This window comes from Streptomyces sp. EDA2-14 (genome assembly GCF_054963755.1).
This window is the reverse complement of sequence record NZ_JBUEGE010000002.1, coordinates 693686-708613: the sequence shown is the minus strand read 5'-3', so window position 1 is coordinate 708613 and position 14928 is coordinate 693686. Positions and strand designations below refer to the sequence as shown.

General features: G+C 70.4%; 15 protein-coding genes. 1 reads left to right on the top strand and 14 read right to left on the bottom strand.

Translation table 11 applies throughout. The annotated features are described in order from the left end of the window. Nucleotides 1-16: 16 nt before the first annotated feature. The 8 genes from ACY34M_RS09620 to ACY34M_RS09585 all read right to left on the bottom strand — a co-directional run bounded on the left by ACY34M_RS09620 (nucleotide 17) and on the right by ACY34M_RS09585 (nucleotide 7573). On the bottom strand, nucleotides 17-214 hold the full coding sequence (locus ACY34M_RS09620; RefSeq protein WP_462716591.1) for a hypothetical protein: 198 nt from the start codon (nucleotides 212-214) through the stop codon (nucleotides 17-19). A 198-nt stretch (nucleotides 215-412) separates the two neighbouring features. Continuing rightward, entirely contained in the window at nucleotides 413-1315 is a 903-nt protein-coding gene (locus ACY34M_RS09615) for a DUF5936 domain-containing protein (protein WP_462716012.1), read from the bottom strand. Nucleotides 1316-1322: 7 nt separating this feature from the next. Beyond that, on the bottom strand, nucleotides 1323-2279 hold the full coding sequence (locus tag ACY34M_RS09610; RefSeq protein ID WP_462716013.1) for a type II secretion system F family protein: 957 nt from the start codon (nucleotides 2277-2279) through the stop codon (nucleotides 1323-1325). Then, complete coding sequence (locus ACY34M_RS09605) at nucleotides 2276-3658, bottom strand: CpaF family protein (RefSeq protein WP_462716014.1); 1383 nt, start codon at nucleotides 3656-3658, stop codon at nucleotides 2276-2278. The genes ACY34M_RS09610 and ACY34M_RS09605 overlap by 4 nt, the downstream gene beginning before the upstream one ends. 9 nt (nucleotides 3659-3667) lie before the next feature. Then, nucleotides 3668-3997 carry a TadE/TadG family type IV pilus assembly protein gene (locus ACY34M_RS09600; protein WP_462716015.1) on the bottom strand — a complete coding sequence of 110 codons (330 nt, stop codon included), beginning with the start codon at nucleotides 3995-3997 and terminating at the stop codon, nucleotides 3668-3670. 164 nt (nucleotides 3998-4161) lie between these two features. Further along, nucleotides 4162-5748 (bottom strand): AAA family ATPase, encoded by a 1587-nt coding sequence (locus tag ACY34M_RS09595; protein WP_462716016.1) that lies wholly within the window; start codon nucleotides 5746-5748, stop codon nucleotides 4162-4164. A 94-nt stretch (nucleotides 5749-5842) separates the two neighbouring features. Next, on the bottom strand, nucleotides 5843-6562 hold the full coding sequence (cpaB, locus tag ACY34M_RS09590; protein WP_462716017.1) for a Flp pilus assembly protein CpaB: 720 nt from the start codon (nucleotides 6560-6562) through the stop codon (nucleotides 5843-5845). Nucleotides 6563-6628: 66 nt separating this feature from the next. Further along, nucleotides 6629-7573, bottom strand: a complete 945-nt coding sequence (locus tag ACY34M_RS09585; protein WP_462716018.1) for a hypothetical protein — start codon at nucleotides 7571-7573, stop codon at nucleotides 6629-6631. 281 nt (nucleotides 7574-7854) lie between these two features. Here ACY34M_RS09585 and ACY34M_RS09580 point away from each other — a divergent pair, with 281 nt between their 5' ends. Beyond that, entirely contained in the window at nucleotides 7855-8874 is a 1020-nt protein-coding gene (locus tag ACY34M_RS09580; RefSeq protein ID WP_462716019.1) for a chitinase, read from the top strand. Between the two features lie 66 nt (nucleotides 8875-8940). On the opposite strand, the gene ACY34M_RS09575 is transcribed toward ACY34M_RS09580, so the two are convergent. The 6 genes from ACY34M_RS09575 to ACY34M_RS09550 all read right to left on the bottom strand — a co-directional run bounded on the left by ACY34M_RS09575 (nucleotide 8941) and on the right by ACY34M_RS09550 (nucleotide 14817). Continuing rightward, nucleotides 8941-10272 carry an Nramp family divalent metal transporter gene (locus ACY34M_RS09575; protein ID WP_462716020.1) on the bottom strand — a complete coding sequence of 444 codons (1332 nt, stop codon included), beginning with the start codon at nucleotides 10270-10272 and terminating at the stop codon, nucleotides 8941-8943. Nucleotides 10273-10333: 61 nt separating this feature from the next. Beyond that, nucleotides 10334-10858: a hypothetical protein gene (locus tag ACY34M_RS09570; RefSeq protein ID WP_462716021.1), complete on the bottom strand. Its 525-nt coding sequence runs from the start codon at nucleotides 10856-10858 to the stop codon at nucleotides 10334-10336. 77 nt (nucleotides 10859-10935) lie between these two features. Continuing rightward, nucleotides 10936-12417 (bottom strand): GntP family permease, encoded by a 1482-nt coding sequence (locus tag ACY34M_RS09565; RefSeq protein WP_462716022.1) that lies wholly within the window; start codon nucleotides 12415-12417, stop codon nucleotides 10936-10938. A 143-nt stretch (nucleotides 12418-12560) separates the two neighbouring features. Further along, nucleotides 12561-12971, bottom strand: a complete 411-nt coding sequence (locus ACY34M_RS09560; protein WP_426901506.1) for a RidA family protein — start codon at nucleotides 12969-12971, stop codon at nucleotides 12561-12563. 26 nt (nucleotides 12972-12997) lie between these two features. Next, nucleotides 12998-13747: an IclR family transcriptional regulator gene (locus tag ACY34M_RS09555; RefSeq protein WP_462716023.1), complete on the bottom strand. Its 750-nt coding sequence runs from the start codon at nucleotides 13745-13747 to the stop codon at nucleotides 12998-13000. After that, nucleotides 13744-14817 carry a sugar kinase gene (locus tag ACY34M_RS09550; RefSeq protein ID WP_462716024.1) on the bottom strand — a complete coding sequence of 358 codons (1074 nt, stop codon included), beginning with the start codon at nucleotides 14815-14817 and terminating at the stop codon, nucleotides 13744-13746. The genes ACY34M_RS09555 and ACY34M_RS09550 overlap by 4 nt, the downstream gene beginning before the upstream one ends. Nucleotides 14818-14928: the final 111 nt, after the last annotated feature.

The following is a 14928-nucleotide window of genomic DNA, read 5'->3' as shown; positions in this document are numbered from 1 at the left end:
CGCGGCAGCCGGGCGGTCAGCCCCCTCCGATGACTCGATTTATCGCGTTGCCGATGGCCTGGGAGATCTTCCCGCCCAACCCCAGCTGATCGATCGCCACGAAAATCCCCGCGATCAGAATCATCAAGCCCGCGTACTCCACGAACCCGGCCCCGGAATCCCGTCGGGCGCCGCGAACCCGCTCCCCCACCGCATTGGTCCACGTCACCCACATCCCGAGCAGTTTGTCCCTGATCACGGGAGCCCCCTTTCACCACTTCCGGCGCTTTCGCCAAGGCAACCAAATCAACACACGCAACGTACGTGGAGCGCAACCCTCTGCGCTCGTATTCGCCAACTAAGGGGACGCGCTTGACCGGAAGTTGTCGACGCGTTGCCCTCTTCGCCATCGCCGGCCTCCGCCCCATACGTCTCAGCGGCCCAGAATGGAGCCGAAGTTCGTACCCGACCCCAGGAACATGCCCGTACCGATCAGGATCATCGTCGCGGGGAGCATGAAGACCAGCGTCACCATCGTCGCCTTGGGGATCGTCTTCGCCGCTCGGCGCCGCGAGTTCTGGGCGTCCGTGCGGCGCATGTCCGTGGCGAGCTGGATCAGCGTGTCCGCGATCGGGGAGCCCAGCTCCTCGCCCTGTTGCAGCGCGGAGACGAACTGGGCCACCTGCTCGGAGGCATTGCGGCGGCGGAGTTCGTCGAAGGCCTGGCGGCGCGGGACGCCCATGTCCATCTGGCGCAGGGTGATGCGCAGTTCGTCCGCCCAGGGCCCCTCGTACTTCTCCGAGACCCGGTCCAGGGCCTGGCGGAAGCCGAGGCCGGCGGAGACCACCACCGCGAGGACGTCCAGGAAGTCCGGGAGCGTGCGGTCGATGACCTCTTTGCGGTCCCGTACCGCCTGCCAGATGAGCGCGTCCGCCGCCAGCGCGCCGAAGGCGAGGGCCAGGATCCCGAAGAGGGTCTGCCCCGCCGACAGGAAACTGGCGCCCATGATCAGGCCGAACACCCCGTACACCGCTCTGCGCGCCGCGTAGCGGTCGATCGTCAGGCCACCGGGGTTGCCCGCCATGTCGATCTTCCGGCGCTTCGCGTCCACGCGGCGCGGGCCCATCAGGCGCAGGACCAGCGGAGCGAACCGCATGCCGATGCGGTCGACCGCGGAGCCGGTGGTGGAGACGCGGCTGGCGCCCACTTCCAGGGCGAGGGCGAGATCGCTGGGGACCTTGGCGTCCGCGCGGTACATGCGGACCCCCAGGAAGATTCCCAGGACCGCCGCCCCCGCGAGGACCGCCAGGAGTACGCCCACCATGGTCGTCGACATCGCTCGCTCACACCTCGATTCGGCCGAGGCGGCGGATCACGAAGAAGCCGATGCCGTAGAGGCCCAGCGAGATCAGGATGAGCGTGCGGCCCACCCCGGAGTCCGTCACCCGTGCCAGTGCGCCGTCGTTCGAGGCGTTGACCATCAGGAGGGAGCCGAGGCCGAGGAGCGGGACCGTGAAGGCCGTCGCGTTGACCTCGGAGAGCATCGTGCGGATCTCGCGGCGGGTCTCCTTCCTGTCCTCCAGCGTCTTCGTCAGGTTGCGGAGGGAGGAGACCACGGTGCCGCCCGCCTTGTTGGACAGGACCAGCGTCGTGACCAGGACGACCAGCTCCCTGGAGGGCAGTCGCGCCGCCAGCTCGTCCAGGGCGTCGTCGACCGAGCGGCCGAGCGCCAACTGGTCCGTCACACGCGAGAGTTCCTCGCCCGCCGGAGCCTCCAGCTCCTCCGCCGCCATCGCCAGCGAGGTACGCAGCGCCAGGCCGGCCGCCGTCGCGTTCGCCAGAAGGCGTGCCACGTCGGGGAGTTGGGCTATGAAGGCCTCGATGCGTTTCTGGCGTTGCCAGTTGAGGAAGATGAGTGCGCTGTAGATGGCCACCAGTGCCGCGATCGGGCCGAAGAACGGCGCCAGCGTCGACGCCGCGAGCAGCCACAGGGCCAGCGCGACCACGGCCACGTAGACCGAGAACTCGCCCGCCGTCAGGTCCAGGCCCGTCGCCGACAGGCGCAGGTGCACCGAGCGGCCGAGGCGCGTGCGGCGCAGGCGGCGGTCGATGGCGGCGAAGCGGCGGGCCCGGCCGCCCGCGCCCGCGGCGGCCGGATCGCCGCCCGCCGGGTACGCGTCCAGGCGGTCGACGAGGTCCTGGCGCCGGGCGCGGCCCGAGGCCAGGGTGTGGACGCCCGCGATCGCGACGACGCAGGCGAGGACCGTGGCGCCCAGGGCCAGCAGGACAGGGGTGGTCATCCCGTCGCCTCCCTCGTGTTGAGTACGTCCACCGACTCCACGACGCCGAACGCCGGTGGCACCGCCTCCCCCGACACGTACAGCCGGTCGGCGAGGGCGCGGGGCAGCGGGAGGTGTTCGTAGTAGCCGCGGACCCGGCGGATCTCCTCGTCCGTGGCCCCGGAGACGTAGGGCTGCGCGACGAAACGGGTCGCGGTCGCGATCCTGAACTGTTCGCGGCCGTGGGAGATGAGGAGGGCGATCTCCGTGATGCGCCGGGAGCCGTCGGCGGCGCGCGTGAGCTGGACGAGGACGTCGACCGCCGAGTTGATCTGGTCGCGCAGGGCCTCGAACGGGACGTCGACCTCCGACATCGAGCCGAGGGTCTGGAGGCGGGTCAGCGCGTCCTCCGCGGTGTTCGCGTGGACCGTGGCGAGCGAACCGTCGTGGCCCGTCGACATCGCCTGGAGCATGTCGAGGGTCTCGCCGCCGCGGACCTCGCCGACGATGATGCGGTCGGGGCGCATGCGCAGGCTGTTGCGGACCAGGTCGCGGATGGTGATCTGGCCCTTGCCCTCCACGTTCGCGGGGCGGGACTCCAGGCGGATCACGTGGTCCTGCTGGAGCTGGAGTTCCGCCGAGTCCTCGATCGTGATGATGCGTTCGTGGGACGGGATGAGCGCCGAGAGGGCGTTCAGGAGGGTCGTCTTTCCGGAGCCGGTGCCGCCGCTCACGATGATGTTGAAGCGGGCGCGGACGCACGCCGCGAGGAACATCAGCATGTTCTCGTCGAGCGAGCCCAGTTCGAGCAGTTCGGTGAGGCTGTACGCGCGCGGGAAGCGGCGGATGGTGAGCGTGGCGCCCGTGAGCGACAGCGGGGGGATGATCACGTTGACGCGCTCGCCGGTGGGGAGGCGGGCGTCGACCATGGGGTTGGACTCGTCGACGCGGCGGTTCACCGTGGAGACGATGCGTTCGATCGTCTGCATGAGCTGCTCGGACGATGTGAAGCGCAGGGGGAGCTGCTCTACGCGGCCCGCCCGTTCCACGAAGATCGAGTCCGGGCCGTTCACCATGATTTCGGTGATCGAGGCGTCCGCTAGGAGCGGTTCGAGGATGCCGAGGCCCAGGGCTTCGTCGACCACGCGGCGGATCAGTTGGGTGCGTTCCGTCGAGGAGAGGACCGGGCCCTCGCGGCTGATGATGTGGCCGAGTACGCGCTCCAGGCGGACGCGTCGGTCCGCCGCCGCGAGCGTGGACATCTCGGCGAGGTCGATCTCTTCGAGGAGCTTGGTGCGGTAGACCGCGACCAGGCCCTCGTCGCGGTCGGCGGGGGTGGCGGTGCCGGGGGCGCCGCCTGCCGGGTCGCGGGTGGCGACCACTCGTGAGCGCAGGCTCATGTCCTCAGGTCAACTCCCCTCGTTCTGTCGGTCGTTCGGCATCGTCGCGGTGCGGTGGAGGGGCCAGCCTTCGAAGAGCGGGATGACCGCGGGTACGTGCACGGTGACCGTGTACGTCACCGTGTCGTCGGTGCCGTTGGGCTCCGCCCGGGGTCGCAGCCAGGAGCTCGTCGATGCGGAGGCGGCCGCCTGGGCGGAGCCGGGGGTGAGGGATTCGGCGCGGGCCGCTGCGCGGGCGGCGGATCCTGCCTGGTTGGCGGCGTAGCCGACGAGGCCGAGTTGGATTGCGGCCATGCCGATGACGAGGAGGAAGGGGAGGAAGCCGGCGAACTCCAGCATGGAGACTCCGCGGTCGCCGGTTGGGGTTCGCCGAGGCGGGGTTGACGTCTCGGGGCTCCGCCCCGGACCCCGCGCCTCAATCGCCGGCGGGGCTTGATTTGCCGGACCCCGCTGCTCAATCGCCGCAGGGGCTTGAATTGCCGGAACCGGCCCTTCGCGGCCCGTCACTTGTTCGCCTCCGTTGCTGCGCCTGCCTCTCCCGTGACCTTCCAGCCGGGGTTCACGCCGGGGAAGAACAGGGGGACGTCGACCTCGACCGTGGCCTGCGTGACGACGCCGGGGCTGTCCGGGCAGCTGATGTCGGCCCCCTGCCACGCTCCCGGCAGGTTCTTGCGGCCCGCAGCGTCACATGCTCCCTGTCCGTCGCCGCCGGAGGCGTACGCGGAGGTCGCCGCCCGCGCCGCCTCGTCCGCAGCGTTGCCGGCCAGGGAGTACGTGTAGCCCCACAGGACGCACTGCCAGAGCAGGCCCATGACGACCAGGACCAGGGGGAACATCGCCGCGAATTCGAGGGTGACCGCGCCCTTGTCGCCGCGGCGGCGGGCCCGGCGGCCCGACGTCGGGGGCGCGGGCGTGGCCACCAGGTCGAGTTCCGCCGCCAGCGACCACATCGCCTGCTTGACCGACGAGCGGTTGTCGAGGTCCTGCATGCGGCCCGCGTCGACGGCCGCCTGGAGTTCCTTGTACGCGGCCGGGATCGAGGTGCGGGCAGTCTTCGTCCCCGTCACCCGTTCCACCAGGCTCGGCTGGATCTCCGCGGAGCGGGCGTGCCGGTTGACGACCGTGAGGGTCTCCTCCGCTTTGCGGATCTGCAGGCGGTCCCAGAGGCGCACCATGCGTTTCGCGGCCCGGACCGCCACGACGTCCGGGGTGACCAGGAGGACCGCCTGGTCGGCGAGTTCGATCGCCGTCGTGTTCGCCGCGCCCATCTGCGTACCGCAGTCGACGACCACCACGTCGTAGCGGGCGCGCAGGGCGTGGATCACCTGGCGGGTGACGCGGTCGGTGACGTCCTCGCCGCGTTCGCCGTCGCCGGGGGCCAGGAGCAGGTCGACGCCGGACTCGTGGGTGAAGGCTGCGTCCTGGAGGACGCGGGGCGTGATGTCGCGGATCGCGGCGAGGTCGGCGACGGAGCGGCGGAACTGGACGTCGAGGTAGGACGCCACGTCGCCGGACTGGAGGTCCAGGTCCAGGAGGGCGGCCGAGCGGCCGGATGCGCGGGCAGCCAGGGCCAGTTGGACCGCGGTGACCGTGGTGCCCACGCCGCCCTTCGCGCCCGCCACCGCCACGACGCGGCCGCCGCCGCCCGCCGGGACGAGTTCCGTGCCGGTGCCGCCCGCCAGGTGGCGGCGCATGCCGGCCGACCAGGACGCGGCCGCCTGGACGCGTTCCGCGAGGGCGTCGTAGCCGAGGGGGAACGTGACGATGCCGCGCGCTCCGCTGTCCATCGCGGCGGTGAGGAGGGCGGGGCTCGTGTCGGCCGTGAGCAGGACGACGCCGACCGCCGGGAAGCGGAGGACCAGGTCGCGGATGAGGTCGAGCGCCGGGACCGGGCCGATGCGTTCGTGGACCAGGACGACCTCGGGGACCTCGTCCAGGGACTCGGCGGCGAGGCCCGCCAGGGTGTCGAGGAGGGCGGTGGCGTCGGCGACGGGTGGGGCGGGTTCGGTGTCGGGGAGCTGGGAGAGGAGCGTGATGAGGGAGCGGGCGATCTCCGGGTCGGCGACGGCCGGGAGTATGCGGGTGGTCATGGGCGGGACCCTCCGTTCACCGGCACCGTGGTTGCGGACGCGGGGCTCTGCCCCGGACCCCGCTGCTCAATCGCCGCAGGGGCTGTCAGTGGGCTCACTTGTCACCCTCCAGCGTGTACGACCTGTCCCCCGGTGCGATCTTGTCGTCGTCGCCCGGGGCCACGAGGGCCAGGCGTACGTGGGTCGCGAACGACTCCGCGTATGCGACGCGTTGGGCGTCCGCGGCGCCCAGGGCGAAGGTGATCGGGACCGCCTCGCCCTGCCTGCGCGCGGAGTTCTCGGTGTCCGCGGCGCCCTGCTGGTCGATCGGGGTCAGCTTGCCGACGTCAATGACCTTGGCGCTCTCCACGATCACCTTGGACTGGTCGCGCTCGCTGTCGTTCTCGGCCTTGAACGTCGCGTAGATGTTGACCTGCGAACCGGGGTTGATCTTTCCGGCGACGCCGGTCTCCGCGTCGATCATGATGGCGATCTCCTGCTGGCCCGCCTCCAGCTTCGGGCGGTCGACGATCATGTCGGACTGCAGCAGGGAGCCCTTCTTGAGCCGGGTGACGGCGATCTTGCCGCGGATCTCGCCCAGGTCGGTGACGGCCGTGTCCGACAGCCAGCGCTTCGGCATCCGCACCTTCTCGAACTGGTCCGCCGTGAGCTGCTTGTACGGGGACACGTCCTGCTTCAGCTCGTACGCGTCCGTCTCCGGCGCCACCTTCGAGTCCACGTCACGGATCACGGCGAGCACACCGGCGAACGCGCCGATCGCGCACAGGGCCGAGACGACCAGGAGTATGACGCCGCGGCGCTGACGTGAGTTCATGGACCGGACAACCTCGTTGCTAGGGGCCAGTAGGGGTCGGTAAGGAGCGTCGGGGGTCGGTTGCGATCAGTGGCGGGTCGCTCGTGGCAGTGCTGTTCGGGTCGAGCCCGCCGCGGGGGCGAGCGCCTCGTGTGCCGTCGCGCCCGCGCCCTCGGGTGGCGACTCCCCGGCCAGCGGCGCGGAGCAGAACCCGCAGCGGTCGCCGATGAGTTCGAGGCCGCACCAGTGGCACTGCTCGCGGCGGACGGAGGAGACGAGCTGGTAGAGCACGGAGATGTCGGGGATGGCCGCCGCGAACTCGACGATCCGGCCGGGGCTGCCCGGCTTGCCCGTCGCCCACCAGCGCGCGGACTCGGCCGGCAGCCGCGTCCGCGTGACGCCCTGCACCCGCCAGGCGGGGGCGAGGACGCCGGTGAGCCAGTCGGGGGTGTGCTGGCCGACGGCGTAGACCATCCGCGTGCGGAAGGCGGGGCCTGCGGGGGGCTCCGCCGAGTCCGTCAGGCGGATGAGCTGGGGCTGCGGGGAGGCCACCACCGCGAACTGGGCGTTCGGTGACCACGACTTGGCGTGTGCCTTCAGGGTGACCGGGACCCGGTCCAGCTTGGCGACCGAGCCGAGGACGGCGCCCGCGTACACGTAGTGCGCGAGGAGGCGGGCCGCCGACGCGAGGACGCCGGGGCTGAAGTCGCAGATGGACAACTGGCGCAATTGCAGCGCCAGCACGGCGACCCCGAGGGGCGGCAGCGCGGGGCGCAGGATCGCGATCCGATCGGTTTCCAGCATGGAACGGATCGAATGCAGGCGGTGCACGGTCGCGTCCGGCGCCGATTCCGGGCAGAGCACGATCACGTACCCGTGCTGTTCGATCAGCGTGTGTACGTCGAGCAGGGCGCGGTCCAGCGGATACTTCTCCGCTGCTTCGCCCAGGGGCAGTACGGTCGCGGTCGGTGTGTGCCGGTCCGGCGAGGCGAGGACCAGGTCGGGGTCGGTCACGGCTATGGCGGTCGGCACGCGTAAACCCCCCGGTCGTCGCTCTGCGTCCCTTCAGCAGCATCTGTCGGTGCCACTGCTCCAGCACCATATCCACGAGGCCGCCCCGCAACACCCCACTTCGCACTGTTCACGGTGCGATGGGCCGGGGTTGTCGGCCGGTTGGCGAAGAAGCGTCGGCGACAACCCTTGACAAGCGCATTGGTCTGGACCAGTTTGTACGGCCAGCAGCTGCTTCCCCAACTCCCCCCCACACCTCCCCCACTTCGGTGCCGGGAGACCTCCCCCACTTGGAGGAAGAAATGGCGCATTCCCCTCGCAGACGGTCACGGCCCGGTGTGCTTCTGGGCGCGTTCACGGCGGCGGCGCTCGCCGTGGGCGGTCTCGCCACGACAAGTACCGCGAATGCGGCGAGTACGGCGGAAAGCTCCACGGCCGCCGTCCCTGAGCACGCCGTCACCGGCTACTGGCAGAACTTCGACAACGGCGCGAGCGTGCAGAAGCTCGCCGACGTCCCGGACGACTACGACATCGTTGCCGTCGCCTTCGCCGACGCCACCACGACGCCGGGCGCCGTCGACTTCACGCTCGACTCCGCCGGCCTCGGCGGGTACACGGAGGACGCCTTCAAGGCCGACATCAAGGCCAAGCAGGCGGCCGGGAAGTCCGTGATCATCTCGATCGGCGGCGAGAAGGGCACCATCCAGGTCAGCGACGAGGCCTCCGCGAACAACTTCGCCGACTCCGTGTACGCGCTCATGCAGGAGTACGGCTTCGACGGCGTCGACATCGACCTGGAGAACGGGCTCAACTCGACGTACATGTCGCAGGCGTTGAAGTCGCTGGCCGGAAAGGCGGGCGGCGACTTCGTGCTCACGATGGCGCCGCAGACCATCGACATGCAGTCGACCTCGGCCGAGTACTTCAAGACGGCCCTCGCGGTGAAGGACATCCTGACCGTCGTCAACATGCAGTACTACAACAGCGGTTCGATGCTGGGCTGCGACGGCAAGGTCTACAGCCAGGGCACCGTCGACTTCCTGACCGCCCTCGCCTGTATCCAGTTGGAGGGCGGGCTCGATCCCTCGCAGGTCGGCATCGGCACGCCGGCCTCGTCGAGCGCGGCGGGCAGCGGCTACGTCTCCCCGTCGGTCGTGAACGACGCCCTCGACTGCCTCGCCAAGGGCACGAACTGCGGCTCGTTCAAGCCGTCGAAGACCTACCCGGGCCTGCGCGGCGCGATGACCTGGTCCACCAACTGGGACGCGAGCTCCGGCAACGCATGGTCCTCGGCCGTGGGCCCGCACGTCGACGCCATGTAACCCCACGCACGGGCAGCGCCGCCGCTCCCCCGGCGGCGCTGCCCGCACCCCGGCCCTCCGGGCGATTCAGAAGAAGTCGGACCAGGGCACGTCCCAGATCTGCTTCGCGCACAGGACCACGAACAGCAGGCCCGCCGCCGCCAGCATGCCGTTGCTCAGCCATCCGTTGCGCCAGCTCGCAGGCGTACGCGAGGAGTTGAGGAGCCAGATCAGGGTGAGGGCGAGGAACGGCATGAAGGCCGCGCCCAGGACCCCGTAGATGATGACCAGGCGGAACGGCTGGCCCTGGAAGAGCAGGATGATCGGCGGGAACGTCATCCACAGCAGGAAGGCGCGGAACGGCCAGCCCTTCTCGCGGTCGCCGCGCGCCACTTCCTCGCCGGTCACGACGCGCGCGAGGCGGTAGCGCTCCACGAAGTCGGCGAACATCAGGCTCACGCCGTGCCAGACGCCGATCAGCGACGTGAACGACGTGGCGAAGAAGCCGACCAGGAAGAGCTTCGCCGTCGCCGTACCGTACTCGGCCTCAAGGATCTTGGAGAGGTCGACGAGCCCCTTGTCGCCCTCGGCGATCGCCGTGTGGGAGGAGTGCAGCAGCTCCGCGCCGACGAACAGCATCGCCACGACGAAGATGCCGGTGGTGATGTACGCGACCCGGTTGTCGAGGCGCATCACCTTCATCCAGGAGGTGTTCGTCCAGCCCTTCGCGTTGGCCCAGTAGCCGTACGCGGCAAGGGTGATGGTGCCGCCCACGCCGCCGATCAGGCCCAGTGTGTTGAGGATCGAGTCCTTCTCGTCGGGCAGCACCGGGAGCAGTCCCGCGAAGGCGTCGCCGAGGTGCGGGGTGACGCGGATCGCCAGATAGACCGTCACGACGAACATGACGCCGACGAGCACCGTCATGACCTTCTCGAAGACGGCGTACTTGTTGAGCCAGACGAAGACCAGGCCGACGATGCCGCAGAGGATCGCCCACGGCTTGATCGACCAGTCCGCCGGGAACACGTCGGGGAAGAGCGCCTGAAGGGGCAGTCCGCTCGACGACATCGCCGCCGCGCCGTACACGAAGCCCCAGATCACCGCGTAGACGACGAAGAAGTACGTGGTCCACTTGCCGAGGCTCGCCCAGCCGTCGAAGAGGGTGCGCCCCGTGGCCAGGTGCCAGCGGCCCGCCGCCTCCGCGAGGCTGATCTTGACGAGGCAGCCGAGAACCGCGGCCCAGAGCAGTGTGTAGCCGAAGTTGCTGCCCGCGATGAGAGTGGCTACGAGGTCGCCCGCCCCGACACCCGTCGCGGCGACGACGATGCCGGGGCCGATGTACTTCCAGCTGGACTTTCGGGGGTGAGAGTCGAAGGAGGTGGTGGTGCCGGTTCCTGGGGTGCCCGTGGTGTCCGCCATGAACACCAAGGGTGCGTAAAGCCGGGCCGCCCGCAAGGGGGCCGACAGCACCAACTGCCGGCTACTCCTCGAAGTACCGGTCCAGCGCCTTGTCCAGCTGGTCCGTCCACTCCGCCAGGCGGGCCTTGTCGGGGGCCTCGACGTCGTTCGGGAACCAGCGGCTGTTGGGCATGTGGACCGTCACCGTGAGGCGCTTGCGCGCGGTGCCGAACTCGACCGCGCTGATCTCGTCCCAGGTGAAGTCGGCCTCCTGGTCGTCGAGCGTGAAGCGGACGCCGGTCGCGTCGACGGTGATGGAGCCGCGGCGGTCCTTGGCCTCAAGGACGGGGGCGTCGGCCTCGGGGTCGTCCGTTTCTTCGTCCGTTTCCTCGTCCGCTTCCGCTGCCACTTCCGCCTCTTGAGCCTTTTCGGGCTCCTCGGGCCGTGCTTCGGGCTGCGTGGTCGTCACCTCCTCCGGCGTCTCCTCGGCATCCGTGACCTCGGCGTCCGGCTGCCGTGCGGGAGCCGTCAGGCCAGGGATGTGCGCCGGGTCGAAGCCGGCACCGGTGACGGGCGTGACCTTCTCGTTCTCCATACGCTGCTCCACGGGCGGAAGTATGGCGGACAAGCCTGTGCCGCACCTCCCCCAGGGGTGGGTGCGGCACAGACGTACGGCGTGGGGCGCTAGACGAAGAGGCCGAGCACCAGGGCCACCACGAATCCGGCGACCGAGAGGACCGACTCCAGGACGGTCCACGAGCGCAGGGTGTCCCGCTCGGAGATCCCGAAGTACTTGGAGACCATCCAGAAGCCGCCGTCGTTGACGTGCGAGGCGAAGATGGAGCCCGCCGAGATCGCCATGATGACGAGGGCCGTGTACGGCTGCGAGTAGTCGCCCGCCTGGAGCAGCGGGCCCACGATGCCGGCCGTGGTGACGATGGCGACCGTCGCCGAACCCTGCGCCACGCGCAGCACCAGCGAGATCAGGTACGCGAGGACCATGATCGGCAGACCGATGCTGTTAAACGTGTCGGACAGCGCCTGCGCGATGCCGCTGGCCTGGAGGACGGCGCCGAAGACCCCGCCCGCCCCGACGACGAGCAGGATGTTGGCGACCGGCTTCAGGGACGCGGTGGACACCGTCTCCAGGGACTTGCGGGACCAGCCGCGGCGCAGGCCGAGCAGGTAGTACGCGGCGAACAGCGCGATGGTGAGCGCCACGAACGGGTTGCCGAAGAACTCGATGACGGAGCGGACCGTCGACGGGTCGAGGGCGATCGAGGAGAACGTCGCGGCGAGGATCAGCACCAGCGGGATGGCGATGATCGTGAAGACGATGCCGAGCGGAACCGGGTCCTCGCGGGGCGTGATGCCGTCCTTGCGCTGTTCCTCGGCGAGCGCGGCCTTCGCCTCGTCGGCGGCCTCGACCATGTCCTGCGGGACGGGCACGAAGATCTTCTTGCCGATCCAGGCGGCCCAGGCCCATGCGGCGAGGACGGCGGGGATGCCGCAGACGATGCCCATGAGGATGACCCAGCCGAGGTCGACGTGGAGCAGTCCGGCGGCGGCGACGGGACCCGGGTGCGGGGGCAGGAACGCGTGGGTCATCGACAGGCCGGCGAGCAGCGGCAGGCAGTACAGCAGGATCGACTTGCCGCCGCGCTTGGCGGCCGCGTAGACGATCGGCGCCAGCACGAAGATGCCGACGTCGAAGAAGACGGGGATGCCGAAGATGAGGCCGGTGAGGCCCATCGCGATGGGGGCGCGCTTCTCGCCGAAGAGGTGGATCAGGCGGGATGCCAGCACTTCGGCTCCGCCGGACACCTCGAGCATCGCGCCGAGCATGGTGCCCAGGCCGATGATGATCGCGATGTGTCCGAGGGTGCCGCCCATCCCGTCCTCGATGACCGAGGTGGCGGTGGACTTCTGGACGGTGCCGAAGAGTTCGGTGACCGAGAGGCCGGCCGCGAGGCCGACGGCGATGGAGACCGTCAGGAGGGCCACGAAGGGCTGGAGCCTGGCCTTGATGATCAGGAAGAGCAGCAGGGCGATGCCGAGGACGGCAACGGTCAGCAGGCCGGCCGTGCCGGGTATGAGCAGGAGCAGGCCGCCGGAGTGCTCTGGCTGTTCCGCGGCGGCGGACGCGAGGGTGGCGTACGGGGACATCGTTGACCTCGTAAGTACATGGGGGGGGAGTGGGGTGGTTTCCAGCGTTTCCAGGCAGGAGGGATCGCGGTGCGGCCCCCGCGGGGGCGGCCGCACCGTGACGACGAGCGCGATTCAGTGGGAGCCCGGAGGGCTCAGGGGGCTCAGCTCAGGACGGCGAGCGCGTCGATCTCGATGAGCAGGCCCTTGGGCAGACCGACGTAGACGGTCGTGCGGGCGGCGGGCGCCTCCTTGAGGCCCTGCCCCTCGAAGTACTCGTTGTAGATGGCGTTCATCTCGGCGAAGTGGTCGACGTCCGTGAGGTAGACGCGCATCATCATGACGTCGTCCCAGCTCGCGCCGCCCTCTTCGAGGATCGCCTTGACGTTGGCGAAGGTCTGGAGCGTCTGCTCCTTGAGGGTGGGGCCCGCGGGGGTCGGGGCCTTGCCCTCCTCGGCCGGCAGGAAGCCGACCTGACCCGCGACCTGAAGGATGTTGCCCTTCTTGACGCCGTGGGAGAACTTCGCCGGCGGGGTGGTGTGGGTGGAGGGCGTGAGCGCGGTCTTCTCAGACATGTGAACTGGCTTTCTTTCGAGGGGTGTTACTTGGGAGGGGTACCGGAGTAGTCCCGGCTGATGGTCTCCGCCGTGCGGCGCACCAGCGGGAGCAGCGTGAGGAGTTCCTCGGCGGTGACGACGACGTTCGGCGCGGAGACCGACATGGCGGCGACGACCCGGCCGTCCGCGCCGCGGATGGGGGCGCCGACGCAGTTGATGGACTCCTCGTGGCCACCGAGGTCGGTGGCCCAGCCCTGTTCGCGCACCTTCTCCAACTCCCGCAGGAACGCTGCGGCGTTGGGGGTGGAACGGGACGTGTACATGGGGTAGTCGAGCTTCTCCGCGAGGGCGCGGCGCTCGGACTCGGACAGGTCGGCGAGCAGCAGTTTGGCGACGGCGGCCACGGTGATGGCGACCGGCTTGCCGACGCGCGAGTACATGCGCACCGGGTAGCGGCTCTCGACCTTGTCGATGTAGAGGACCTCGTTCTCCGCGTACACGGCGAGGTGGACGGTGTGCCCGACCTTCTCGTTGAGCTCGACGAGGTGGGCGTGGGCGATCTCGCGGACGTCGAGGTTCTCGACGGCTTCCTGGGCGAGCGCGAAGAGGCGGGCGCCGAGGCGGTAGCGCTGGTCGGTCTGGCGGTAGACCAGGCCGTGCTCGTGGAGGGTGCGCAGCAGGCGCAGCGCCGTGGACTTGTGCACGCCGAGGCGGTCGGCGACCTGGCCCAGGTCGGCGGGTCCCTCGGCGAGCAGCGGCAGGATGCTGAGCGCGCGGTCGACGGTCTGGCTCATGGCGTACGTACCTCCTCGGCGGCCGGCCCGTCGGCGGGATCGGCTGCTGCCCAACCGGGGCCGACGTGCAGTGTCCCCCACGAGGCGGCGTCGAGGCCGACCAGGCGGTCGGCCCGGGCGCGGCTCGGGGGCGCCGCGAGGTCGCCGGGCTCGGTGAGGGCGACGGCGGCCCAGAGGTGGCCGTGCCGAAGGCGTTCGGCGACGGGCAGCCCGCGCAGGGTGGCGGAGAGGAATCCGGCGGCGAAGGCGTCGCCCGCGCCCACGGCGGCGACGACGTCGACGCGCGGGGAGGGCTCGTCGGTGCGGCCGTCCTTGTCGTAGGCGATGGCGCCGTCGGCACCCCGCTTGACGACGAGCAGCGCGGGCTCGGGCAGCGCCTCCCGGATGGCGTCGGGCCCGCCGGTGATGCCCCAGGCGTCCTCGGCCTCGTCGTCGCCGACGAACACGATGTCGGCGCCGCGCGCGAGCTCCAGAAGGACCTCGGGGCCCTCGGCGGAGCCGGACCACAGGCCGGGCCGGTGGTTGACGTCGAAGGAGACGAGGGGGCGGCCCGCGCGCGGGGCGGTCAGCTCGCGCAGCAGGTCGAGGCAGCCGGCGGAGAGCGCGGCGGTGATCCCGGACAGGTGCAGGATCCGGCCGGAGCGCAGCGCGTCCAGGTCCAGGTTGGCGGTGGACATGGCGGAGGCGGCGGATCCGGCGCGGTAGTAGGCGACCTCGTGGGCGGCGGTGGCCCGGTCGCCCGCCGTGCGGAAGTAGATGCCGGTGGGGCGGTGCAGGTCGCGGCGGACGGCGGAGGTGTCGACGCCGTACGCGCCGATGGCCTCCACGAGGTGGTCGCCGAAGCCGTCGGCGCCGACCCGGCTGACCCAGGCGGAGCGGTGCCCCGCGGCGGCGAGCACGCACGCCACGTTGGACTCGGCGCCGCCGATCCCGCGGTCGAACGAGGGCACATCGGCGAGCCGCCCGGGCACGGAGGGCCGGAACGTGACCATGGACTCGCCGAGCGCGACGACATCGGCGCCATCGGCATCGACTGCGCTGGTCGGTACTGCGGGTCCGGTGGCGGTCACGATGGGTCGCACTCCTCGCGGCTGGGGGACTTCGGGCTCCGTTGACCCGACGTTGGCTCGGATGTTAGACAGCATGAAGCGACATACGCAATGACCGTTGCAAATGGTGCA